Here is a 22,310-nt window from a genome sequence, read left to right on the forward strand (position 1 = left end):
GCGATTCGCGGATGAGATCCGCTCCTACGCTACCCCACCCACACCATTCCATGTAGGAGCGCGCCCTGCGCGCGAAATCGCGGGCAGGGCCCGCTCCTACGGTTCCAGGGGAGCACGGCCGTAGGGCGCATAACGCCTATGGCGTTATCCGCCATTCTCCGCGAGCACCGGCATCCCGGCTGGCGGCGGATAACCGCGAACGGTTATTCGCCCTACAGTGCCCCGCCCACGCCATTCCCATGTAGGAGCGCGCCCTGCGCGCGAAATCGCGGGCAGGGCCCGCTCCTACGGGTCCAGGGGAGCACAGTCGTAGGCCGCATAACGCCTACGTCGCTCTCGCCCTGCGGCCTCAGCGTCCTTTCAGGCGGTAGCTGACCTGGGCGCGGCTCATGCCGAGCATCTGCGCGGCGGCGGTGATGTTGCCGCCGGTGCGCTCCATCGCCACCTGCACCAGGCGGCGTTCGACGTCTTCCAGCGAGATGCCCAGGGTCGGGTTGCGGCCGGAGACGAAGGCGAGCAGGCTGGCTAGCTCGGGTTCTCCGACGGCCTTGCTGGCCGTGGCTTCGGGCTGCGTCGGCGGCTGTGCGGGCGGTTCGCTGTCGGTTTCGGCGAGGGGGCGGGACAGCCGGCCTTCGGCCGTCAGCCCTATGGGCGTGGCGATCGGCGCGGCCCCGCCTTCGGCCAGGTGGATGACGTCCATCACCTCGCCGTCGGCGGCGGCGATGACGCCGCGTTCGATGAGGTTCTGCAGCTCGCGGATGTTGCCGGGGAAGCGGTAGGTCAGCAGCGCGTTGACCAGCCGCGTGCTGAAGCCCGCCAGCTGCCGGCCGTGGCGCAGGCTGAACTTGCGCAGGAAGTAGCTCATCAGCAGCGGGATATCTTCCCGGCGCTCGCGCAGCGGCGGCAGGTGGATGGGGAAGACGTTCAGGCGGTAGAACAGGTCCTCGCGGAAACGCCCGGCCTCCACCTCGCGGCGCAGGTCGAGGTTGGTGGCCGCGACCACCCTGACGTCCACGCGGATCGCCGTGGTGCCGCCGACCCGCTCCAGTTCGCCTTCCTGCAGCACGCGCAGGATCTTGCTCTGCGCGGCCAGGCTCAGGGTGGCGATCTCGTCGAGGAACAGGGTGCCGCCGTTGGCCCTTTCGAAGCGGCCGGGCCGCGAGCGCTCGGCGCCGGTGAAGGCGCCGCGCTCGACGCCGAACAGCTCGGCCTCCACCAGGTTCTCCGGCAGGGTCGCGCAGTTCAGCGCCACCAGCGGCCCCTGGCTGCGCTTGCTGGCCTGGTGCAGGGTGCGGGCGAAGAGTTCCTTGCCCACGCCGGATTCCCCGGTCAGCAGCACCGTCGCCTGGGTCGGCGCGACGCGCTGCAGCAGCTGGCTGGCGGCCATGAAGGCGGCGGAGATGCCGACCATCGGCTGGTCGTCGGCGGGGCTGGGCAGCGCGGCGACCGTCGTCGCCTGGCCGCTGCCGTAGGTGCTGCGGCCGAGGAAGTCGCTGGCGTCCAGGTGGGCCAGGTCGGCGTCGATGTCGTCCCATTCCTCCGCCGGCTTGCCGATGATGCGGCAGGCATGGTGGCCCATGGCGCGGCACTCCACCTCGCGGAACACCACCAGGCGCCCGAGCAGCGAGGAGGCGTAGCCGCTGGCGTAACCGATGCCCATCCAGCACGAGGGTTCGCTGCCCAGGCCATAGGTGGCGATGTGCTCGTCGGCCTCCAGCGAGTTGTGCCAGAGGAACTCGGAGTAGAAGTGGCCGATGCTGGAGTCGATCTCGAAATTGATCGGCTCGACGTTGACCATCCCTTCGAGCATGTGCAGGCGCGGGCCGGCGCTGTACAGGCTGGCATGGTCGCCCTCGGGCCACTGCTCGCTGACCTGGGCCGCGTCGCGCGCGCCGGCCTGCCAGCCGATGCGGGTGAGCAGGCCGCGGGCCTTGTCCAGCCCCTGGGCCTCGATCAGCTCGCGGCGGATGGCGCCGAAGGCGGAACCCTGCAGGAGCATCATGCGCTGGCCGCACAGCCAGATGCTGCCGTCCTGGGGGGAGAAGGCCACGGTCTCGGCCAGTTGCTCGGCAGAAGGCAGGCCCCGTGGATCGAATTGGCAGGCGCGGTCGACGATCAGGCGTTTCTGCCGGCTGAGCATGTGCCGGAAGAACTCCTCATCCGCCGCGCGCCCGTTCTTGCCCGTATTTGTAATAGTCATGAGGCAGTTCAAGAAGACGCAGGCTGGTCCGGGGAGTATGCCGGGCCGGCCACGGCGGTCAATCGGATTCCTGCCCGGAGGGGGAGGGAACGGCCGCATCCGTACGATAACCGCACAACATCCCGCGGCCGTCGAGCTTTCTCCGCCGCCGCGACTTTCTCTGCACAAAATTCCGCGCCCGGGCCGCCGCGGTTGCGGAAAACGCCGCAGAATCGCCCTGCTAAAAACACAAGATATTGTTTTTAAAGGATATTTTTATAGATCGCTGTAGTGGCACGATAGTTGTTAATGCCGAAACACCAGCAACCCAGAACCTCCATAACAAGAAACCGGTGATTTCGACATGAACATCCCCTGCGCTTTCCGCCATGCCCGTGCACTAGCCCATCCCGCCCTTGCCCGGCGCCGCTTCGCCCGCCCCGGCGACTGACCTTCGCCCAGCCCTTTTCCCTGTTTCCGTGGCCTTCGCCCAGGCCGGCGGCGGCCGTCCCTCGTCCAGTCAAGAGGCACCAGCAACGATGAGCACCAGACCCCAGCCCTACCAGAACCTCGAGCTACAGCCGATCGCCGGCGCCTGGCGCGCCGGGAGCAGCGGCCGGCACCTGGAGGTCGTCGACCCCTACACCCGGCAGAACCTGCTGCGCCTGGCCCTGGCCGACCGCAACGACCTCGACGCCGCCTATGCCAAGGCCGCCGAGGCCCAGCAGGCGTGGGCCGCCAGCGCACCCGCCGAGCGCGCCCGGGTGATGCTCGAGGCGGTGCGCATCCTCGATGCGCGCCGCGAAGAGATCATCGACTGGCTCGTCCGCGAGTCCGGCAGCACCCTGCTCAAGGCGCAGATCGAATGGGGCGCGGCGCGCGCCATCACCCTGGAGGCGGCCAGCCTGCCGAACCGCGTGCACGGGCGCATCGTCTCCTCCAACGTGCCGGGCAAGGAAAGCCGCGTGTACCGCACGCCGCTCGGGGTGATCGGGGTGATCAGCCCGTGGAACTTCCCGCTGCACCTCACCCAGCGCTCGCTGGCCCCGGCCCTGGCCCTGGGCAACGCCGTGGTGGTCAAGCCGGCCAGCGACACCCCGGTGTCCGGTGGCCTGCTGCTGGCGCGCGTGTTCGAGGAGGCCGGGCTGCCGGCCGGCGTGCTCAGCGTGGTGGTGGGCGCCGGTAGCGAGATCGGCGACGCCTTCGTCGAGCACCCGGTGCCGGCCTTCATCTCCTTCACCGGCTCGACCCAGGTCGGGCGCAACATCGGCCGTATCGCCAGCGGCGGCGCGCACCTCAAGCACGTGGCCCTGGAGCTGGGCGGCAACAGCCCCTTCGTGGTCCTCGCCGACGCCGACATCGAGCAGGCGGTGAACGCCGCCGTGGTGGGCAAGTTCCTCCACCAGGGGCAGATCTGCATGGCGATCAATCGCATCATCGTCGAGCAGCCGGCGCTGGAGGCCTTCACCCGGCGCTTCGTCGAGCGCGTCCAAGCACTGCCCTACGGCGACCCGCGCAAGCCGGAAACCGTGGTCGGCCCGGTGATCAACGACCGCCAGCTGCAAGGCCTGCGCGAGAAGGTCGCCAAGGCCCTGGACGAAGGCGCGCGCCTGCTGGTCGGCGGCGAGCCCCAGGGCAACGTCATGCCGCCCCACGTGTTCGGCGACGTCCACGCCGGCATGGAGATCGCCCGCGAGGAAATCTTCGGCCCGCTGGTGGGCATCCAGGCCGCGCGCGACGCCGAGCATGCGCTGGAGCTGGCCAACGCCAGCGAATACGGCCTGTCCAGCGCGGTGTTCACGTCGAGCCTGGAGCGCGGCGTGCAGTTCGCCCAGCGCATCCACGCGGGCATGACCCACGTCAACGACATGCCGGTCAACGACGAACCCAACGCGCCCTTCGGCGGCGAGAAGAACTCCGGCCTGGGCCGCTTCAACGGCGACTGGGCGATCGAGGAGTTCACCACCGACCACTGGATCACCCTGCAGCACTCGCCACGGCCCTATCCCTTCTGAGCGGCCGCTGGTCCCACCAATCCAATAACAAGATGGAGTACGAAATGTCCTTATCCTTCGACAGCCCGGCTGTGAAACGGACCTTCGCTGCTTGCCTTTGCGTGCCCCTGCTCGTGCTGGCCGGTAGCGCCTTCGCCGACGGCGACGGCGTGTGGAAAGGCGGCGCCAACGTCTACGAGAAAGTCTGCGGCCGCTGCCACGAGACCGGCATCGGGCCGGAGCTGAAGGGGCGCCAGCTGCCGTCGCCCTACATAGTCGCGGTGGCGCGCAACGGCCTGCGGGCGATGCCTGCCTGGCCGGCTTCCTTCATCGACGACAAGGCGTTGCAGCAGGTCGCCGACTACATCTCGCAGGCGCCCGCGCCGGCGGCCAAGCCCTGAGGAGCACGCCATGAATCTCGAACGTCGTTCCCTGCTCAAGGGCATGGCCCTGGGCGGCCTGGCGGGCATGACCCTGGGCGGCCCCGGCCTGGCCCTGGCGCGCAACATCGGCGGCGCCGCCCCGACGCAGCCGGCCCTGGTGCTGGTGGCCCCGGCCGTGGTCGGCTCGGCCTTCCTCCAGGGCATCGCCGCCAGCCCGGCCGGCGCCTATGCCGAGGTGCTGCGCAGCGATGCCAGCCTGGCTTTCGTCCGCGAACTGCAGCGGCGCCTGGAGACCGGAAGGCCGCAGCGCATCGTCGGCCTGCTGGACGATGCCAGCGCCGCGCTGGTGGTCGACCTGGCGCGCAGCGCCGGCGCCCGCGTGCAGTGGCTCGGTGAGCACAGCGCCGATGCGCGCGCCTCGCGGCACCGGCTGATTACCGCGGACGCCGCCCACGGCCACGCCCTGCAACTGGGCCTGCAGCTGGACGCCTGTGGCGCCGGTTTCGACCTGCGCGAGCAGTGCCCGCTGGGCAGCCGGCAGCCCCTGCGGCTGGGCGCGGCCACCCGCACTGCCGGCAGCGCCGAGCAATGGGCCGCCACCCTGGGCTACGGCCTGGCCGCGCTGGGCGAGCGCGAGCCGGCGCCCGCGCCGCTGGTCGCCGGCCACCCGAGCCCGCTGGCCGGGCATTTCGTTTCGTTCTCGATCCAGGCTTGAAGGAGCACATCCCATGACTGACGCAACCAACAAGGCCGTGCTCCCGCGCGGAGTCGATGCGAACCACTTCCAGCAGGCGCTGGCCAAGTTCCGCAAGCTGCTGGGCGAGGAGAACGTCCTGGCCAAGGACGACCAGCTGATCCCCTACGGCAAGATCATGATGCCGGTGGACAACGCCGAGCACGCGCCCTCCGCCGCCGTCACCGCCACCAGCCTCGAGCAGGTGCAGGGCGTGGTGAAAATCTGCAACGAGTTCAAGATCCCACTGTGGACCATCTCCACCGGGCGCAACTTCGGCTACGGCTCGGCGGCGCCGGCGCAACGCGGCCAGGTCATCCTCGACCTGAAGAAGATGAACAAGATCCTCCACATCGACCCCGAGCTGTGCACCGCCCTGGTCGAGCCCGGCGTCACCTACGGCCAGCTCTACGACTACCTGCAGGAACACAACCTGCCGCTGATGCTGTCCTTCTCCGCGCCCTCGGCCATCGCCGGCCCAGTGGGCAACACCATGGACCGCGGCGTGGGCTACACCCCCTACGGCGAGCACTTCCTCATGCAGTGCGGCATGGAAGTGGTGCTGGCCAACGGCGACGTCTACCGCACCGGCATGGGCGGGGTGCCGGGCGACAAGGCCTGGCAGGTGTTCAAGTGGGGCTACGGCCCGACCCTGGACGGCATGTTCACCCAGGCCAACTACGGCATCTGCACCAAGATGGGCTTCTGGCTGATGCCCAAGCCGCCGGTGTTCAAGCCCTTCTGCATCGTCTACGACGACGAGGCGGACATCGCCGACATCGTGGAAATGATCCGTCCGCTGCGCATCGCCCAGATCATCCCCAACGCGGTGGTGATCGCCAACGCGCTGTGGGAGGCCGCCGGCATCAGCGTGCGCCGCGCCGACTACATCAAGGAGAAGGGGGCGACGCCGGACTCGGTGATCCAGAAGATCGTCAAGGACAAGGGCCTGGGTCAGTGGAACGTCTACGCGGCGCTGTACGGCACCGCCGAGCAGGTGGAGGTGAACTGGAAGATCGTCACCGAGACCGTGAAGAAGTCCGGCAAGGGCCGCATCGTCACCCAGGAGCAGGCCGGCGACACCCAGCCGTTCAAGTACCGCGCCGAGCTCATGAGCGGCGTGCCCAACCTGCAGGAGTTCGGCCTGTACAACTGGCGTGGCGGCGGTGGCTCCATGTGGTTCGCCCCGGTCAGCCAGGCGCGCGGCAGCGAATGCGACAAGCAGAAGGTGCTGGCCAAGAGGATCCTCAACAAGCACGGCCTGGACTATACCGGCGAGTTCATCGTCGGCTGGCGCGACATGCACCACGTGATCGACGTGCTCTACGACCGCACCGACCCGGAGGAGACCCAGCGCGCCCACGACTGCTTCGCCGAGCTGCTGGACGAGTTCGCCAAGGAGGGCTACGCGGTGTACCGCGTGAACACCGCCTTCCAGGAGCGGGTGGCGCAGATCTACGGCCCGGTCAAGCGCAAGGTGGAACACGCCATCAAGCGCGCCCTGGACCCGAACAACATCCTCTCGCCGGGCAAGTCCGGCATCGACCTCGCCAACAACTTCTAGCCACCGCAACGGGCCCCGCCGGCAATCGCCGGCGGGGCCTTTCGCACAGCTGGTTCAACTGGCCCGTTCCGCGCACGCCGGGTGCCGGGGGCCCGGAACGGGAGCGACTCGCGCCATGCGCAACTGGTTTGACAACCTCGGTGTCACCTACAAGCTGGGGCTGGGCTTCGGCCTGGTCCTGTGCCTTACCGCGCTGCTCGCGGTGGGCGACTGGATCAGCCGCGAGAGCCTGCTGCAGCGCAGCCGGGCCCAGGAGGTCTACGGCGCGCTCAACGAATCGCTGGCGGAGCTGCGCCTGTCGCTGCAGGACTATTTGCTGGACGGCGCCAAGGCGGCCAGCGAGCAGCGCCTGGGCGCGGCGCTGGACGACTTCGAGCGCCAGCAGGCGGCGATGCGTGCGCGCAAGCTGTCCACCCGCGCGGACCTGCTCGCCCTGGAGCAGCAACAGGGCGCACTGGTCGGCGACTACCGCCAGGCCCTCGGCAAGCTGCAGGCCGCCAACCATGCGGCCAGCGCCGTTCGCGACGAGATGGCCGAACGCGCCGAGCGGGCCTTCAAGGCGCTCAGCGCCCTGCAAGCGCTGGCGGCGGGCCTGGACGAGCACGACGAGCGCCGCTTCGCCTATTACCAGGCCGGCACGCAGCTGATGCAGGACCTGCTGCTGGTCCGCTACCGCGCGGCGGGCTACGTGGCCCACCCCGGGCCGGAGTCCGAGCGGCTGCTGAACGAACAGATGCGCCTGGCCATGGAAAACTTCCCGCGCCAGGCCAAGGTCTTCGGCGCACAGCCCCCTGCCGAGCTGCTGGCGGTGGCGGCGGACCAGCAGAGCTACGCCAAGTGCATCGAGGCCTACCGGGCTGCCACTGCCACGGTGGAACAGGCCCGCCAGGTACTGATCAAGGTCGCCGAGCAGACCCGCGAGATCACCCAGGCGCTGACCCGCCAGCAGATCGAACTGCGCGACGAGGTGGCGGCCTTCAGCCGCATGGCCCAGGCCAGCGTGGCCCTGCTGGCGATACTGGCCAGCGCCCTGGCCGCCTGGTTCATCACCCGCCGCATCACCCGGCCGCTGCACGACACCATGCAGGTGGTCGAGCGCATCGCCTCGGGCGACCTGTCGCAGAACATCCAGGTCAGCCGCCGCGACGAACTGGGCAGCCTGCAGCAGAGCATGCAGCGCATGAGCTGGAACCTGCGCGACCTGATCGGCGGCATCCGCGACGGCGTGACGCAGATCGCCAGCGCTGCCGAGGAACTCTCGGCGGTCACCGGGCAGACCAGCGCCGGGGCCAACAGCCAGAAGGTCGAGACCGACCAGGTGGCCACCGCCATGCACGAGATGTCCGCCACTGTGCAGGAAGTTGCGCGCAATGCCGAGCAGGCCTCCCAGGCCGCCTCCGCCGCCGACCGCGAGGCCCACGACGGCGACCGCGTGGTGAACCAGGCGGTGGAGCGGATCGAGCGCCTGGCCGGGGAAGTGGAACGCTCCGCCGACGCCATGCAGCGCCTGGAGCAGGAGAGCGAGAAGATCGGCAAGGTCATGGACGTGATCAAGTCGGTGGCCGAGCAGACCAACCTGCTGGCCCTCAACGCCGCCATCGAGGCCGCCCGCGCCGGCGAGGCGGGCCGCGGTTTCGCCGTGGTGGCCGACGAGGTGCGCGGCCTGGCCCGGCGCACCCGGCAGTCCACCGAGGAGATCGAGGCCCTGGTCGCCGCCCTGCAGAGCGGCACCCGCCAGGTCTCCAGCACCATGCTGGGCAGCCGCGAACTCACCGCCAGCAGCGTGGCCCTGAGCCGCCAGGCCGGCGAATCCCTGGGCAGCATCACCCGCACCGTGTCCAGCATCCAGGCGATGAACCTGCAGATCGCCACCGCCGCCGAGCAGCAGAGCGCCGTGGCCGAGGAAATCAGCCGCAGCGTGGCGAGCGTGCGCGACGTCTCGGAACAGACCGCTGCCGCCAGCGAGCAGGTCGCCGCCTCCAGCGTGGAACTGGCGCGCCTGGGCGGGCAGCTGCAGGCGCTGGTCGGGCGTTTCCACGTCTGAGCCCGGACGGGTGGCGCTCCGTGCGCTACCCGTCGCTCAGTGGCGCCCGCCGTTCCTGTCCCGCTCCGGGAGCGTGCCGGGCAGCACCAGGCCGTCGGGCAGCCAGAGCCGCTCCAGGTTGCGGAAGCCCCAGCGCGCCGGGTCCTCGCGCTGCACGATGCGGTCGTAGATGCGCACGTCGGCCAGGTCGCGCAGCTCCTTGGCGATCGCCTGGCGCCGGTGGGTGCAGAAGAACACCTTCACTTGCGGGCGCGTCAGGTTCTCCGGGTTCTGCTGGACCACCACGCCGAGCTGCCCGGACTCCAGGCGCACCAGGCTGCCGATGGGGTAGATGCCGATGGCCTTGACGAACGCCTGGAACAGCTGCGGGTCGAAATGCCCCTCCCAGCTGGCCATGCGGGCCAGGGAGCCGGCGGCTTCCCAGGCGCACTTGTAGGGGCGGTCCGAGGTGATGGCGTCGTAGACGTCGCAGATCGCCGCCATGCGGGCCAGCAGGCTGATCTGGTTACCCGCCAGACGGTGCGGGTAGCCGGTGCCGTCGTAGCGCTCGTGGTGGTGCAGGCACACGTCCAGCACCTGCGCCGACAGGCGGGTGTGCTGGCGCAGTATCTCGTGGCCGCGCTCGGGGTGGGTACGCATGATGGCGAGCTCGGCTTCGTCGAGCTTGCCGGGCTTGTTGAGGATCGCCGGCGGCATGGCCATCTTGCCGATGTCGTGGAGCATCCCGGCCAGGCCGGCCTCGCGCTGGGCCTCGACGTCCAGGCCGAGCTGCCGGGCCAGGGCCACCATCAGCGCGCACACCGTCACCGAGTGCATGTAGGTGTATTCGTCCTTGTTCTTCAGCCGGGCCAGGCTGATCAGCGCCGAGGCGTCGCGGGCCAGCGAGGCGCAGATGTCCTCCACCAGCGGCAGGCACAGGTCCAGGTCGATCGCCCGGCCCATGCGGGCCTCGTGGAACAGGCCGATCAGGGTCTTCCTGGAGCGTTCGAGGATGCGCGCGGCCTCGTGGAATTCGTCCGGGTAGCTGGGCGGCGGCGGTTCGACGACGGGCTCGAGGACCAGGCCGGCGATGCCTGCGGCAGGCGCCGCGGGGCTCTGCGCCGGCGCTTGGGCATCGGCGGTGCCGGTGACGCCCAGGCCGCGCGCATCGTCGATCCATAGCCACTGCACGCCGCTGTTCTGCAGGGCGCGAAGGTCGCCGGGGTTTTCCAGCATGAAGCGGGTCTTCCAGAAGGGGTGGGAAAGCCAGTTGCCCTCCAGCGACTGGATGAACATTCCCAGGCGAACCTGGTCGGTGTGGATCCGCTTAAGCATGGGGCACCTGTGGGCCAAGGGCTGTCTTCGTCGAGTGCCATTATCTCGGCGCCAGGAAGTGGCGCTTCTGCCGGAGCGTAGAGGCCCTTTGCCAGCGGGGAAAATATTTTCGTCGAATACGGAAAACCCGCTCTGTAATGGCAAAGTAACGGTCGGTCGGAGACTGACGTGTAGGAACTCATCGGAATGCCGAGCTTTATTCCCGATGTGCTGGAGGGGCAGCGCATCCTGGTCGTCGATGACGTCGAGAGCGAGCGCCGGCTGCTCGCCGAATACCTGCAGCAGCGGGGTTGCCGCATCTACCTGGCGAGCAACGGCCAGGACGCCTTCAAGAAGGTCCAGCTGGTCAACCCCGACCTGGTGCTGATGGATGTGCTGATGCCCGTCTGGGATGGCCTGACCTGCTGCCGGATGATGCAGGCCAACGCCCATACACGGAACATCCCCGTGGTCTTCCTGACCGGCGCCTGCACCCCCGAGGAGCGCGTCCGCGGCCTGCTCGTCGGCGCTGTCGACTACATCTCCAAGCCCTTCAACCTGGAAGAGGTGCGCCTGCGCCTGACCATCCACCTGCGCCGCTGGGGCACGGACAGGCAGGCCGAGTCCACGCCGCTCAACCACGTCGGCAACCTCGACAGCATCCTGTTCCAGTCGGCCCGCCAGCTGCTGGTGCGTTCGCTGTCGCACACCCCGGAGCTGCAGGAGCTGGCGGACGCCGTGGGCACCAACAGCAAGCGCCTGAACGAGGCCTTCCGCCAGTGCGTGGGGGTGACGGTGTTCGAGTACCTGCGCGAGGAGCGCATGAAGGAGGCCTGCGTGCTGCTCAGCGGCACCGGCCTGCCGATCCAGGCCATCGCCCTGGAAGTGGGCTTCACCAGCGGCGCCAACTTCTCCACCGCCTTCCGCGAGCGCTACGGCCTCTCGCCCAGTCAGTTCCGGCAGTCGCGCCTGGACCTGGAGCCCGGCGATGCGCCCTGACCCCCGCGCCGCCTTCACCGCCCTGCTGGGGTGCCTGGCGCTGCTGCTGGTGGTGGGCGTGTCGCTGCTGCTCAACCGTGGCGACCTGCAGGAACCCCACATCGACCTGACCAGCGCCGCCCAGGTGCTGGAGGAGGCGCCCGGCCAGGTGCTCACGCCGGCGCAGGCCTGGCGGCTGCAGGGCTGGCAGCCGGCCGATGCGCGAAGCCTGGCCGCGCCGCGGCGGGAGTCGACGCTGTGGCTGCGCCTGCGGCTGACCAACCCGGATGCCATCGCCTGGGAGCGCTGGCTGGAAGTGGCGCCCTGGCGGGTCGGCGAGGTCGACCTGTACCGCCTGGACGCGGCCGGCGAACGCGTCGTCGGGCACTGGCACGTCGGCCTGTCGGTGCCCCTGGCCGAACGCTCGCTGCATAGCCGGCGCAACCTCCTACCGGTGGCGCTGGCTCCGGGGGAGAGCCGCGAGCTGTTGCTGCGGGTGTACAGCGAGAACCGCCGGAGCCTGGCCCTGAGCCTGTGGGACATGGGCGCCGTGCTGGCCCAGGACAACCTCGAGCAGCTGACCCAGTCGATGCTGCTCGGCTGCGTGCTCACCCTGGCCGTGCTGCTGTTGCTGCGCCTGGACTGGAGCTTCGCCATGCTCGCCCTGTGGCTGGGCGCCGCCTACGCGATGGAGGCGGAAAAGGAAGGCTACCTGGCCTTCCACCTGTTCAGCGGGCTGTCCGCCCATGGCCCGGGCATGCGCATCGCCTTCTGGCTGGTTTCCCTGGTCGGCTTCCTGGTCGCCGCCCGGCGCCTGCTCGGCCTGGCCGGGCGGGGCACCTGGCGGCGCCTGTACCTGGCCGGCATCTTCGCCTGCCTGGCGCTGCTCGTCGCCCTGCCCGGGCTCGGGAACAACCAGGCGCGCACGCTGAACCTGGCGCTGAGCCTCTGCATCCTGGCGTGCTGGCCGCTGTCGCTGCTATCCCTGCGGCTGCGCGGCGACTTCTGCCGGCAGGTCCTGGTGGCGCTGTTCCTGCTGAGCTGGGCGGAAAGCTTCTGGTTCACCCTTTCCTACGTCCTCAACCGCGGCTACAGCGGGCTGTTCAGCATCGATGCGCTCATGCTCCGGCTGAGCGTCATCGTCGGCATCATCGGCCTGTTCAGCCTGCAGCAGCAGATGCGCAAGCAATGGATGGAGCGGGAGAGCCTGCAGAGCGAGCGCCGGCAGAACGCCCGGCTGGAGGAGGCGGTCTCCCGGCGCACCGCGGAGCTGCAGGCGGCGCTGGTGAAGGCCAAGGACGCCAACCAGGCGAAGGTCGAGTTCCTCGGGCGGGTCAGCCACGACCTGCGCTCGCCGCTGACCTCCATCATCGGCTATGCCCAGCTGCTGCAGGAGGAGGGCGGGCGCGGCACCCGCAAGGCCGGTGTCATCCTGCGCAGCGCGAGCCACATGCTGGCCTTGGTCAATGATCTGATCGACCATGCCCGCGGCGTTTCCAGCGACCAGCTGGACGTCCAGCCGGTCTACATCCACGGCCTGCTCGACGCGGTGGCGATGGACGCGCACATCCTCGCCCGGCGCAACCGCAACGCATTCCGGCTGACGCTGGCCGGCGACATCCCCACGGTGCTGCAACTGGATGCCAAGCGCCTGCGCCAGGTGCTGATCAACCTGCTGGACAACGCCGCCAAGTTCACCCACGACGGGCGCATCGGCCTGCAGGTGGAGGCCACCGAGCGCGCGCCCCAGGCTGGCCTGGCGCAACTGCGCTTCTGCGTGAGCGATACCGGCTGCGGCATTCCCGCCGAGGACCTGCCGAAACTCTTCACGCCGTTCTTCCGCGGCGCCGGCGGCGACGTCGAGGGCACCGGGCTCGGCCTGGCCATCGTCGAGCACTGGGTCCAGCTCATGGGCGGGCGGGTGAGGGTGCAGAGCGCGCCCGGCGAGGGGACCCGCGCCAGCTTCGAGCTGACCCTGGCCGTCGGCACCGAGCAGGACATGCAGCAGCCGCAGCTGTTCGACCTGCCGATGAAGACCCTGCCCGTGCGCGGCGAGGGGCGCCTGGTCTGGGTCGTCGAGGACAACGCCGACATCCGCGACATGCTGGTGGACCTGCTGGTGGCCAGCCGCTTCCGCGTCGAGGCGGCCGTCGACGGGGGGGATTGCCGGGAGCGCCTGATGGCGCCGGGCGGTCAGCGGCCGGACCTGGTCCTGACCGACTACCTGATGCCGCGCTGCAATGGCGGCGAGCTCCTGCGGGCGCTGCGCGAACGCTGGTCCGACCTGCCGGTGGTGCTGATGTCCGCCACCCAGCAGACCATGCAGAGCCTCGGCCAGGCCGGCGGGCTGCCGTTCGACGCCAGCCTGGTGAAGCCCATCAGCCTGGCCGACCTGGGCGCTACGCTGGCCCAACTGCTGCACCTGCGCGGCGGCCTGGGCGCCGTGGATGAAAAGCATGACCGCCGTCAGGAAGTCCTTGCCGAACAGTTGAAATCCTTGACGTCAGGGCAGCAGCAGCAACTTCAGGCACTGGTGGAAGCCGGTGCCGTCACCGACCTCATCGAGTGGAGTCGAACACTCGCCGATTCCTGCCAGGCGTTGGCGGTGCACTTGCGGGAACTGGCAGAAACAGGGGACTTGGACTCCATAGAAAAAACGATGGGCTGGTTGCTGGAAAGCGACCAGTGAAGTCTTGAGTTTTACTTTTGAGAAAGGCAAGGCCCCGGCAGCTTGCATGCCCAAGGGGTTGAGTGGGGGGGAAAATGAAAAACAAAGAATTCCGGGCGTTCGAGGTGCTGGTCATCGATGACGAGCCCGAGGTCGCCTCGGAACTTTCAGAAGTGCTGGAGAGCGTCGGTTTCGCCTCGGTCGGTTGCAGTTCCATCGGCGAGGCGGTCGCGCTTTTCAGGAAGAACGCCAAGTTGCGGATACTGGTCTGCGACCTGAACCTGGGCCGCGAATGGGGCCTGGACGCCATCGGGGAAATCAGGCGCGCGGTGGGGGACGATTATCTTTTCGAAGTCATCGTCCTCACCGGTTTCGGTGAAAGCGAAAAGGTGGTCGAGGCGATGCGCGCCGGGGCCTCCGACTTCCTCATGAAGCCGGTATCGCCACAGGAACTGATCGCGTCCGTGGAGCGCATCGAAAGCAAGCTGCTGCAGAGCATCAGGCGGCAACGCAAGATACTGCACCTGAACGGGCGCCTCGAACACATAGCGGAGTCGCTGAACTCGCTGTTCCAGGATGTCAGCGCGATAAAGATGGATGTCCACGGCGGCCAGGACGTATTCGGCTTGGCAGCGGACGAAGAAGACAGTTCAAGGAAGATGGATATCAGCAGCCCGCTGTTCTGCAACCTGACGCATCGCCAGCAGGAAGTGGCGCAGTTGATCTGCAAGGGCTATTCGAACTACCGGGTGGCCCATGAACTGGGTATTTCCGAGAACACCGTGAAGCTCTACATCACCCAGATATTCAAGCTGCTGCGCGTGAGCAACCGGACGCAGCTGGCCATGCTGCTCGCCGCCTCTTCCGTGGCGCCGGGGGGCATGGATGCCCGGGGTTCGCTGAGGTAGCCCGCGGCGAGTCCCGGGGAGGCCTGCGGGCCCCTACAGGTCCTGGTTCACCCGGCGCCGCGGCGACGACTTGAGCGCCAGCTGGGTCCTGTTGCTGAGCCCGGTGAGCCGCAGGGACTGGGAGACGTAGAGCTTCACCGTGTGCTCGCTGATGCCCAGCTTGCAGGCGATCTGGTAGTTGCTCAGGCCCTTGCCGATGAGTTTCACCACGTCGAGCTGGCGCAGCGAGAGCTTGGCGAAGAACGGGTTGGCCAGCGGGTCTTCCGGCGCTTTCGCCCCGCCGCTGTCCATCGACGCCTCGCCCTTCGCCGGCCTGGACGAAGTGTTCACGTAGTTGATCGCCTTCTTCGCATCGCTGGCCAGGGACTTCAGGCTCTCGGTCAGCACGTCCAGCCTGGACTCTGCCTGGATGACCCGCTGGCGGTGCCGGACGCGCTCCTCCAGCCTGCCGGCCAGCTTCTCCAGCGAGGCCAGCAGCAGCTCGGGGTTCAGCGGCTTGGTGTGGAAGTCGGCGAAGCCGCTGCGCAGCACCTCGATCACTTCGTCCTTGCCGGCCCGCCCGCTGATGGTGATGGCCTCGAAGAGCCTTTCGCCGCCGGCCAGCGCCTGCATCTGCTCCAGCACCCTGGGGCCCTGGCTGTCCTGCAGGTCGAAGTCGAGGATCAGCAGGTCGATGCCGGGGTTGTCCCGGAACAGCGCCAGGGCCTGTGCCGCCGTGCCGGCGCCCAGGCAGCGGTAGCCGGCGCAGTCCAGCAGGTCGACCACCTCTTCGACGATGTCGGGCTCGTCGTCGAGGATGAGTATCTGGTGCCCGTGCAGCTCCGCTTTTCTTGTCGCCACTGTCTCTACACCTTGTTGCGCGGGCGCCGGCCCAGGCCGGATGCCGCGCTGCGTTCAGCCGGATTGCGGGAGGTTGCGCGAGCGCAGTTCCAGGTATTCGCTCAGGTCCTGGAGCCTGTCGCGCTCCAGCTTCCTGCGCATGTGCGAGCGTATCCGGCTGAGGAAGGTGCGCGGCTCCACCGGCTTGGGGATGAAGTCGGCCGCACCCAGTTCGAAGCCTTCCAGCTCGGCCTCGGTGGTGTCCTCGCCGGTGAGGAAGATGATGGTGATGTCCTTCGTCCGCGCGTCGGACTTGATCGCTTCGCACAAGCGATGCCCGTTCATGCCCGGCATGCCCAGGTCGGCGATGACGATGTCCGGAAGGGGGACTTCCTCCAACTTTCCGAGGGCCTCATGGCCGGAGCCTGCGGTTTTTATATTGAAGAGACTTTCGAGCAACTCTGCCGTCGAGGCCAGTGCGTCGGGGTCGTCGTCAACGAGCAATATCAGGGGAAGTTCCGATCGGGTCAGCATCGCTATTCCGGAGCTCTGGGAAAGTTGGGTTGGTCTGCTTCCTTTTTCATTCAGGCTGGGCAAGGCTGATCGCTTCAAATTGCCCAGCTGCACGCGCGGATATTCATCGGGTTGCCCCACTTTCACAGGCCAGAACCCTTGCCGGTCTTGCCGAAGCCGTGGGGCGAAGCGGTTGCCGCGGCGAGAGGCTCAGAGCGCGTCGGAGATGCTCTGGAAGGTCGCAACCAGCTTGGGGCCGAGGATTTTCAGGGTGGCGATGATGGCCACGGAGATCAGGCCGGCGAGGACCGCGTATTCGATGGCGGTGGCCCCTTCCTTGTCCTTGGCGAATGCCTTCATGGAAGAGACGAGTTTGCGGAATTTCAACTTGAAGTTCATGGTGCCTCCATTGCGGATATATTCTTAATATTCTTCGACTCCCCGTACTTTTTGACAACCAGTAGAAAAGTCATAGTAGCTTCTGGTTGTTTTATTCCACATGCCGCCAAGGTAACTTGCCGCCTCCTCGCAAGGACGCTGAGTCGGCTATCGGTTACTTGTTTTTCAAGTGCCCCCGGCGACTTTCGTTACTTGTTTCCTGAATGTGCTTTCCGTTGGCTGCAACGAAATCATTATCATGAAAAGTAAATTGTTGATGGCGTTTGCCGGGCTTCTGTTGCTGGGGGCGGTGGTGGTCGGTTACCTGGGGTTGTCCATCGGCCGGCCCGAGGCGCCGGCGGTGGCCAGCGAGCCGGTACCCGCCGTGGTTCCCACCGATGCCGACAAGTTGCAGAGAACCCCCGTGGTGGTGGTCACCCGCGACCTGCCGGCGCTGGCCGTGCTGGGCAAGGACGACCTGCGCCTGGAATACCTGCAGACCGCGCCGGTGGGCAGCTACACCAAGGCCGAAGCCTTGCTCGGCCAGCGTGTCTGGGTACCGGTGTCGGCCGGCAGCATCCTTTCCGGCGCGGTGCTGGAGCCCGGCGGGCCGCTGGCGCGGACCATCCGCCCGGACGAGCGGGCCATGGCCATCGCCGTGGACGACGTGGTCGGCGGCGGCGGTTTCGTGCTGCCGGGCGACTACGTCGACGTGGTGCTCTACGTCGCCGACCAGCAGGGCATCCAGCGCGACATCCGCGCCCAACTGGTGCTGCCGGGCGTGCGCGTACTCACCTATGGCGAGCAGATCGCCGTGGCCGGCGACGGCCAGGCCCGCCATGCCGACGACGGCAAGGACAAGGAACGCAAGGTGGCGCGCACCGCGGTGCTGGCGGTGCCGGCGAACGCCACCGCGCGCCTCATGCTGGCCAGCCAGGCCGGTTCGCTGCGCCTGGCGGTACGCAGCAAGGACGAGAAGCTCTACGAGAAAGAGCAGCAGGGCAGCTACCTGCATACCGTCCTCAACCCCGCGAACACCGAGGCCGTGACGCTGGACCAGCTGCTCGGTCGCCGTCCGCCGGCGGCCCCGGCCGCCCCGCGCAGCCAGGCCCGGCCACGGGCCGCGGCGGGCGTGGCGGTCTACCGCGGCGGCACGGTTGCGCACGAGGCGCCTTGAATCAGCCCCTGGAGCAGGGAAAGGGAGTAGTAGGATGGCTTGCAAGATGGGAGACCGGCGTCCGGCTGGTCGGGTAGGCGTCTGCCTCGCGGGCGCCATGGCATGGGCGCTGCTGGCTTCGGCGCAGGCCGCGCCCAAGGCCTGCGAAGGGCTGGCTCTGCTGCCGCAGAAACTGGTACTGGCGGTGCAGCAGGGTGCCCAGCAGGACCAGCAGTTGCCGCTGCCGATCAAGCGCCTGGCCATTGGCGATCCGCAGATCGCCGACGTGCAGTTGCTGGACAAGCGCAATTTCCTGGTCACCGGCAAGGCCCAGGGGGAGACCAGCCTGCTGGTCTGGACCGGCTGCCCGGGCGACCCGCTGCGGGCCCAGGTACAGGTGGCCGGGCGCTCGGTGCGTGACGTGGGCGCCGCCAGCGATGCTGCCGCCACGACCCTGCCCAGCCAGGTGCAGACCGACATCCGCTTCGTCGAGGTCAGCCGCAGCAAGCTCAAGCAGGCCAGTTCGTCCCTGGTGCGGCGCGGTTCCAACCTGTTCGTGCTCGGCGCGCCGGGCAGCCTGAGCGGCATCAGCGTCGGTTCCGACGGTGGCGTGAGCGGCAACTTCGGCACCGGCGACAGCGGCTTCAACGTCATCTGGGGCGGTGGCAGCAGCAAGGTCCTGGGCTTCCTCAACATGCTCGAGGGCAGCGGCTTCGCCTATACCCTGGCGCGCCCGAGCCTGGTGGCCACCAGCGGGCAGAGCGCGTCCTTCCTGGCCGGTGGCGAGTTCCCCATCCCGGTGCCCAACGGCAACAACGACAACATCACCATCGAGTACAAGGAATACGGCGTACGCCTGACCCTGACGCCGACGGTGATGTCCAGCGGGCGCATCGCCCTGAAGGTGGCGCCGGAGGTCAGCGAGCTGGACTTCTCCGCCGGGATCAAGACCGACGGCATCGCGGTGCCGGCGCTCAACGTGCGGCGCACCGACACCAGCGTGAACCTCGCCGATGGCGAGAGCTTCGTGATCAGCGGCCTGATCAGCAGCAACACGGTGAGCAACGTCGACAAGTTCCCCGGCCTGGGCAACCTGCCGGTGCTGGGCGCGTTCTTCCGCTCCTCGCAGCTGGACAAGGACGACCGCGAACTGCTGATGGTGGTCACCCCGCACCTGGTCCAGCCGCTGGCGGCCAACGCCAGTCTGCCCAAGCTGCCCGGCGAGGGCCTGCGCAAGTACGACCCCGGTTTCGGCGAGTTCTACTTCCTGGAGAACGGCCAGTTCGACGGCCGCGCTTCCGCCAACGGGATGTCCGAGTGATGGCCGGCGACCTGTTGGGGCGCAGCGGCAGCCGTGTGCCCGCCACGTCGGGCCGCAACGCCGGGCAGACCTTCGTCGCGCTGACCCAGCATGCGGGCGAGCTGGAGTGGCTGCAGAGCAGCCTGGCCAGCACCGGCCAGGTGGTCTGCGCCACCAGCGGCACCCTGGAGGAGTTGCTGGCGCTGCTCGACGTGACCGGCGCCGGCGTGCTCTTCATCAGCCTGGGCAAGGCCAACCTGATGGTGCATGGGGCCCTGATCGAGGGCCTGGTGTCGGCGCGGCCGCTGCTCTCGGTGGTGGCCGTGGGCGACGGCCTGGACAACCAGCTGGTGCTGGCGGCCATGCGCGCCGGCGCCCGCGACTTCATCACCTATGGCGCCCGTGCCAGCGAGCTGGGCGGGTTGGTCCGGCGCCTGGGCGGGCGCCTGCCCAGCGTGCCGGTGAGCGCCGTGCACCAGGGCGAGCTGGTCGCCCTGGCCTGCGCCCGGCCGGACGCCGACGGCGCCTTCGTCGCCCTGCACCTGGCGCTGGCCCTGCAGGCCCAGGCGGGCAACCGGGTGCTGCTGGTGGACATCGGCCAGCCGGCCGGCGAGGCCCTGGCCATCCTCGGCATGGACGCGCCCTTCACCTTCGCCGATGCCATGCGCAACCTGCGCCGCCTCGACCAGACGCTGATCGACAGCGCCTTCAGCCGCCACGAGTCCGGCCTGCGCCTGCTCAGCCTGACCGACGAGCCCGGGGTGCTGGAGCGCATGACCACCGCCGAGCTGTACCTGCTGCTGGGCAACCTGCGCACGGCTTTCAGCCACGTGCTGATCAACTTCACCGCCATGCCCGAAGGCGAGCTCGCCCGGCAATTGCTGCAGCAGGCCAGCCGCGTGCTGTGGCTGGTGGACCAGAGCGTGCCGGCGTGCCGCAAGGGCCTGGAAAGCCTGCGTCGCCTGCGCGAGAACAGCCAGGCGCTGCCCCCCGTCGAACTGCTGGTGGAGCGCTACCTGCCGGCGGTGCCGCCGGACCAGCAGGCGCTGTGCCGCATGTTCGGCCTGGAGCTCTTCGGCGTGCTGCCGGCCTCGGCGGAGGCGCGCCTGCGGGCGAAGAACCTCGGCCGCAGCCTGTTCGAGGTGGCCCCGCGCGACCCGCTGGCCATCAAGCTGCGCGCGCTGGCCGAGCCGCTCGGCGCGCTGGACGGCCAGCCGCGGCGGCGCTTCCCCTGGTTCGGCCGCTTCCGGGGCGCGCGTCCATGAACTACGCCAGCAGCCTCGGTAGCCACGAGCAGGAGATGCAGCGCCTGAAGATGCGCCTGCACCGCTACATCATCGACGAGATCGACGAAGACGGCGTGAACCTGCTGGAAGGCGCGCGGGCGGCGGTGGCCCAGTACGTCTCCGAGAAGGTCGGCGAGTACGCCGCGCGGCGCCAGCTGGCGATCTCCCGCTACGAGCTGGACCGCCTGGCCGAGGAGGTGGTGGACGAGCTGACCGGCTTCGGCCCGCTGGAAGTGCTGCTGCGCGACCCGGACATCAGCGAGATCCTGGTCAACGGCCCCGACCGCGTCTTCGTCGAGCAGCGCGGCCGCCTGTACCAGAGCGACCTGCGCTTCATCGACGCGCACCACGTGCAGCGCGTCATCCAGCGCATCCTGGCGCCGCTGGGCCGGCGCCTGGACGAGTCCAGCCCGATGGTCGACGCGCGCCTGCCCGACGGCAGCCGGGTCAACGCCATCATCCCGCCGGTGGCCCTGGACGGCCCCTGCCTCTCCATCCGCAAGTTCAGCAAGGAACTGCTGCAGAGCGCCGACCTGCTGGCCTACCAGAGCGTCGACGAAGCGCTGCTGGCGTTCCTGCGCCAGGCGGTGGAGAACCGCTGCAACATCCTCATCAGCGGCGGCACCGGCACCGGCAAGACCACGCTGCTCAACGTGCTGAGCGGCTTCATCGACGCGCGCGAGCGCATCGTCACCATCGAGGACACCGCCGAGCTGCAACTGGGCCACGACCACGTGGTGCGCCTGGAAACGCGGCCGCCGAACGCCGAGGGCTATGGCGAGGTGACCGCCCGCGACCTGATCCGCAACGCCCTGCGCATGCGCCCGGACCGCATCATCCTCGGCGAGATCCGCGGGGTGGAAGTGCTGGATGTGCTGCAGGCGATGAACACCGGCCACGACGGCTCGATGAGCACGGTGCACGCCAACTCGGCGATGGATTCGCTGCTGCGCATGGAAATGCTGGTGGGCCTGGCCGGGCACAAGCTGCCCGAGCAGACGCTGCGGCAGATGATCTGCGCGGCGCTGGACATCGTGGTGCAGATCACCCGCCAGGCCAACGGCCGGCGCTGCATCAGCGAAGTGCTGGAGGTGCTGGAGGTGCGCGACGGCATCTACGTGACCAACTCGCTGTTCAGCCTGGACAGGCGCGCCAGCGGCAGGTTCGTGCGCACCGGTGTGCCGTCCGGGGCGAAACTCCGCCAGGTGCCGGCATGAGCGGCGGCGTGTGGCTGCTGGCGGTCGCCAGCCTGCTGCTGGTGGGCCTGGCGCTGTTGCTGCTGGGGCTGGGCCTGCGCGCGCGGAACAACGAGCAGGTGGTGCGCCGCCTGGTACCCGGCCAGGCTCCGGACGACATCAGTTCGGCGCGGCCGGGCACCCAGCACTGGCTGGTACGGCGCATGCGCCGCGCCGGCATCGTGCACATGCGCCCCTGGCTGGCCGGGGCGGCGCTGGCGATGCTGGCGCTGGCCGTGCCGCTCGGGCGTCTGCTGAACGTGTTCGGCGTGCTGCTGGCCGTGCTGCTGGTGCTGGCGCTGTTCAACGGCCTGCTCGGTTTGCTGTATCGCCGCCGCCTGCAACGCATGATCCGGCAGATGCCGGCCTTCCTCGACCAGGTGGTGCGCAGCCTGCAGGCCGGGCGCACCCTGGGCGACGCCCTGGAGCAGGCGGTGGCGGCAGCCGACGACCCGCTGCGGGCGGTCTTCGCCCGGGCCAGCAGCCACGTGCAACTGGGCATCAGCCTGCCCGAGGCGCTGCAGGACATCGCCGAGCTCTACGAGGTGGAAGAGCTGCACATCCTGGCCCTGGGCGTGGCAGTGAACTACCGCTACGGCGGCAACACCACGGAGCTGCTGGACAACATCATCAAGGTCATCCACGAACGCGAGAAGATCGGCCGCCAACTGCGCGCCATGACCGGCGAGACGCGCTTCAGCGCCCTGGTGCTGGCGGTGCTGCCGCTGGGCCTGGGGATGTACATCCTGGCCAGCAACCCCGGCTACCTGATGGCCATGTGGACGGACGGCTTCGGCCGCACGCTGCTGCTGGCCTCGCTGGGTCTGCAGGCGGTCGGCTGCGTTGCGCTCTGGCGCATGCTCAAGAGCGTGTAGGAGG

At 68.7% G+C, this 22,310-nt stretch carries 18 protein-coding genes; 13 read left to right on the forward strand and 5 right to left on the reverse strand.

The window, feature by feature from the left end:
- Window positions 1–349 precede the first annotated feature (349 nt).
- Window positions 350–2,200 carry a sigma 54-interacting transcriptional regulator gene (locus VV867_RS11830; protein ID WP_328566461.1) on the reverse strand — a complete coding sequence of 617 codons (1,851 nt, stop codon included), beginning with the start codon at window positions 2,198–2,200 and terminating at the stop codon, window positions 350–352.
- 518 nt (window positions 2,201–2,718) lie between these two features.
- Here VV867_RS11830 and VV867_RS11835 point away from each other — a divergent pair.
- The 5 genes from VV867_RS11835 (at window position 2,719) to VV867_RS11855 (ending at window position 8,897) form a co-directional block, all read left to right on the forward strand.
- Entirely contained in the window at window positions 2,719–4,194 is a 1,476-nt protein-coding gene (locus tag VV867_RS11835; protein ID WP_328566462.1) for an aldehyde dehydrogenase family protein, read from the forward strand.
- Window positions 4,195–4,238: 44 nt separating this feature from the next.
- A complete protein-coding gene (locus VV867_RS11840; RefSeq protein ID WP_009618272.1) occupies window positions 4,239–4,574 on the forward strand; it encodes a c-type cytochrome in 336 nt (111 codons plus the stop codon).
- Window positions 4,575–4,584: 10 nt separating this feature from the next.
- A complete protein-coding gene (locus VV867_RS11845; protein ID WP_328566463.1) occupies window positions 4,585–5,271 on the forward strand; it encodes a hypothetical protein in 687 nt (228 codons plus the stop codon).
- Window positions 5,272–5,284: 13 nt separating this feature from the next.
- Window positions 5,285–6,853 (forward strand): FAD-binding oxidoreductase, encoded by a 1,569-nt coding sequence (locus tag VV867_RS11850; protein ID WP_275627459.1) that lies wholly within the window; start codon window positions 5,285–5,287, stop codon window positions 6,851–6,853.
- Window positions 6,854–6,968: 115 nt separating this feature from the next.
- Window positions 6,969–8,897 (forward strand): methyl-accepting chemotaxis protein, encoded by a 1,929-nt coding sequence (locus VV867_RS11855; RefSeq protein WP_328566464.1) that lies wholly within the window; start codon window positions 6,969–6,971, stop codon window positions 8,895–8,897.
- A gap of 36 nt (window positions 8,898–8,933) precedes the next feature.
- On the opposite strand, the gene VV867_RS11860 is transcribed toward VV867_RS11855, so the two are convergent.
- Window positions 8,934–10,211 (reverse strand): HD-GYP domain-containing protein, encoded by a 1,278-nt coding sequence (locus VV867_RS11860; RefSeq protein WP_328566465.1) that lies wholly within the window; start codon window positions 10,209–10,211, stop codon window positions 8,934–8,936.
- Between the two features lie 186 nt (window positions 10,212–10,397).
- Here VV867_RS11860 and VV867_RS11865 point away from each other — a divergent pair, with 186 nt between their 5' ends.
- The 3 genes from VV867_RS11865 to VV867_RS11875 all read left to right on the forward strand — a co-directional run bounded on the left by VV867_RS11865 (window position 10,398) and on the right by VV867_RS11875 (window position 14,744).
- Complete coding sequence (locus VV867_RS11865; protein ID WP_109934448.1) at window positions 10,398–11,189, forward strand: response regulator transcription factor; 792 nt, start codon at window positions 10,398–10,400, stop codon at window positions 11,187–11,189.
- A complete protein-coding gene (locus VV867_RS11870; protein WP_328566466.1) occupies window positions 11,179–13,857 on the forward strand; it encodes an ATP-binding protein in 2,679 nt (892 codons plus the stop codon). Before VV867_RS11865 ends, VV867_RS11870 begins: the two co-directional genes overlap by 11 nt.
- A gap of 74 nt (window positions 13,858–13,931) precedes the next feature.
- Window positions 13,932–14,744 carry a response regulator transcription factor gene (locus VV867_RS11875; RefSeq protein ID WP_328566467.1) on the forward strand — a complete coding sequence of 271 codons (813 nt, stop codon included), beginning with the start codon at window positions 13,932–13,934 and terminating at the stop codon, window positions 14,742–14,744.
- A gap of 33 nt (window positions 14,745–14,777) precedes the next feature.
- Here VV867_RS11875 and VV867_RS11880 read toward each other — a convergent pair whose 3' ends face one another.
- The 3 genes from VV867_RS11880 to VV867_RS11890 form a co-directional block, all read right to left on the reverse strand.
- Window positions 14,778–15,584 carry a response regulator gene (locus VV867_RS11880; RefSeq protein ID WP_328566468.1) on the reverse strand — a complete coding sequence of 269 codons (807 nt, stop codon included), beginning with the start codon at window positions 15,582–15,584 and terminating at the stop codon, window positions 14,778–14,780.
- A gap of 54 nt (window positions 15,585–15,638) precedes the next feature.
- Entirely contained in the window at window positions 15,639–16,097 is a 459-nt protein-coding gene (locus VV867_RS11885; protein ID WP_328566469.1) for a response regulator, read from the reverse strand.
- Window positions 16,098–16,286: 189 nt separating this feature from the next.
- Window positions 16,287–16,475, reverse strand: a complete 189-nt coding sequence (locus VV867_RS11890; protein ID WP_328566470.1) for a Flp family type IVb pilin — start codon at window positions 16,473–16,475, stop codon at window positions 16,287–16,289.
- 238 nt (window positions 16,476–16,713) lie between these two features.
- Here VV867_RS11890 and cpaB point away from each other — a divergent pair, with 238 nt between their 5' ends.
- From cpaB to VV867_RS11915, 5 genes are read left to right on the forward strand one after another with little or no spacing between them, the layout of a single operon-like run.
- A complete protein-coding gene (gene cpaB / locus VV867_RS11895) occupies window positions 16,714–17,631 on the forward strand; it encodes a Flp pilus assembly protein CpaB (RefSeq protein ID WP_328566471.1) in 918 nt (305 codons plus the stop codon).
- Between the two features lie 46 nt (window positions 17,632–17,677).
- Window positions 17,678–18,931, forward strand: a complete 1,254-nt coding sequence (locus VV867_RS11900; RefSeq protein ID WP_371921202.1) for a type II and III secretion system protein family protein — start codon at window positions 17,678–17,680, stop codon at window positions 18,929–18,931.
- Window positions 18,931–20,175, forward strand: coding sequence for a type 4b pilus Flp biogenesis protein TadZ (gene tadZ, locus VV867_RS11905; protein WP_256595986.1), 1,245 nt, complete (start codon window positions 18,931–18,933; stop codon window positions 20,173–20,175). Before VV867_RS11900 ends, tadZ begins: the two co-directional genes overlap by 1 nt.
- A complete protein-coding gene (tadA, locus tag VV867_RS11910) occupies window positions 20,172–21,413 on the forward strand; it encodes a type 4b pilus Flp biogenesis ATPase TadA (RefSeq protein WP_109936697.1) in 1,242 nt (413 codons plus the stop codon). The genes tadZ and tadA overlap by 4 nt, the downstream gene beginning before the upstream one ends.
- The gene (locus VV867_RS11915) at window positions 21,410–22,306 is read left to right on the forward strand and encodes a type II secretion system F family protein (protein WP_328566472.1); all 897 of its coding nucleotides are present in this window, start codon (window positions 21,410–21,412) and stop codon (window positions 22,304–22,306) included. The genes tadA and VV867_RS11915 overlap by 4 nt, the downstream gene beginning before the upstream one ends.
- Window positions 22,307–22,310 lie beyond the last annotated feature (4 nt).

The sequence above is a fragment of the Pseudomonas sp. JH-2 genome (assembly GCF_036231725.1).
Lineage (GTDB): Bacteria > Pseudomonadota > Gammaproteobacteria > Pseudomonadales > Pseudomonadaceae > Pseudomonas > Pseudomonas delhiensis.

What these genes read in the sequence shown, in the direction of transcription:
- VV867_RS11830 (WP_328566461.1), bottom strand. Translation starts at nt 2,200, where the DNA reads ATGACTATTACAAATACGGGCAAGAACGGGCGCGCGGCGGATGAGGAG.
- VV867_RS11835 (WP_328566462.1), top strand. Translation starts at nt 2,719, where the DNA reads ATGAGCACCAGACCCCAGCCCTACCAGAACCTCGAGCTACAGCCGATC.
- VV867_RS11840 (WP_009618272.1), top strand. Translation starts at nt 4,239, where the DNA reads ATGTCCTTATCCTTCGACAGCCCGGCTGTGAAACGGACCTTCGCTGCT.
- VV867_RS11845 (WP_328566463.1), top strand. Translation starts at nt 4,585, where the DNA reads ATGAATCTCGAACGTCGTTCCCTGCTCAAGGGCATGGCCCTGGGCGGC.
- VV867_RS11850 (WP_275627459.1), top strand. Translation starts at nt 5,285, where the DNA reads ATGACTGACGCAACCAACAAGGCCGTGCTCCCGCGCGGAGTCGATGCG.
- VV867_RS11855 (WP_328566464.1), top strand. Translation starts at nt 6,969, where the DNA reads ATGCGCAACTGGTTTGACAACCTCGGTGTCACCTACAAGCTGGGGCTG.
- VV867_RS11860 (WP_328566465.1), bottom strand. Translation starts at nt 10,211, where the DNA reads ATGCTTAAGCGGATCCACACCGACCAGGTTCGCCTGGGAATGTTCATC.
- VV867_RS11865 (WP_109934448.1), top strand. Translation starts at nt 10,398, where the DNA reads ATGCCGAGCTTTATTCCCGATGTGCTGGAGGGGCAGCGCATCCTGGTC.
- VV867_RS11870 (WP_328566466.1), top strand. Translation starts at nt 11,179, where the DNA reads ATGCGCCCTGACCCCCGCGCCGCCTTCACCGCCCTGCTGGGGTGCCTG.
- VV867_RS11875 (WP_328566467.1), top strand. Translation starts at nt 13,932, where the DNA reads ATGAAAAACAAAGAATTCCGGGCGTTCGAGGTGCTGGTCATCGATGAC.
- VV867_RS11885 (WP_328566469.1), bottom strand. Translation starts at nt 16,097, where the DNA reads ATGCTGACCCGATCGGAACTTCCCCTGATATTGCTCGTTGACGACGAC.
- VV867_RS11890 (WP_328566470.1), bottom strand. Translation starts at nt 16,475, where the DNA reads ATGAACTTCAAGTTGAAATTCCGCAAACTCGTCTCTTCCATGAAGGCA.
- cpaB (WP_328566471.1), top strand. Translation starts at nt 16,714, where the DNA reads ATGAAAAGTAAATTGTTGATGGCGTTTGCCGGGCTTCTGTTGCTGGGG.
- VV867_RS11900 (WP_371921202.1), top strand. Translation starts at nt 17,678, where the DNA reads ATGGGAGACCGGCGTCCGGCTGGTCGGGTAGGCGTCTGCCTCGCGGGC.
- tadZ (WP_256595986.1), top strand. Translation starts at nt 18,931, where the DNA reads ATGGCCGGCGACCTGTTGGGGCGCAGCGGCAGCCGTGTGCCCGCCACG.
- tadA (WP_109936697.1), top strand. Translation starts at nt 20,172, where the DNA reads ATGAACTACGCCAGCAGCCTCGGTAGCCACGAGCAGGAGATGCAGCGC.
- VV867_RS11915 (WP_328566472.1), top strand. Translation starts at nt 21,410, where the DNA reads ATGAGCGGCGGCGTGTGGCTGCTGGCGGTCGCCAGCCTGCTGCTGGTG.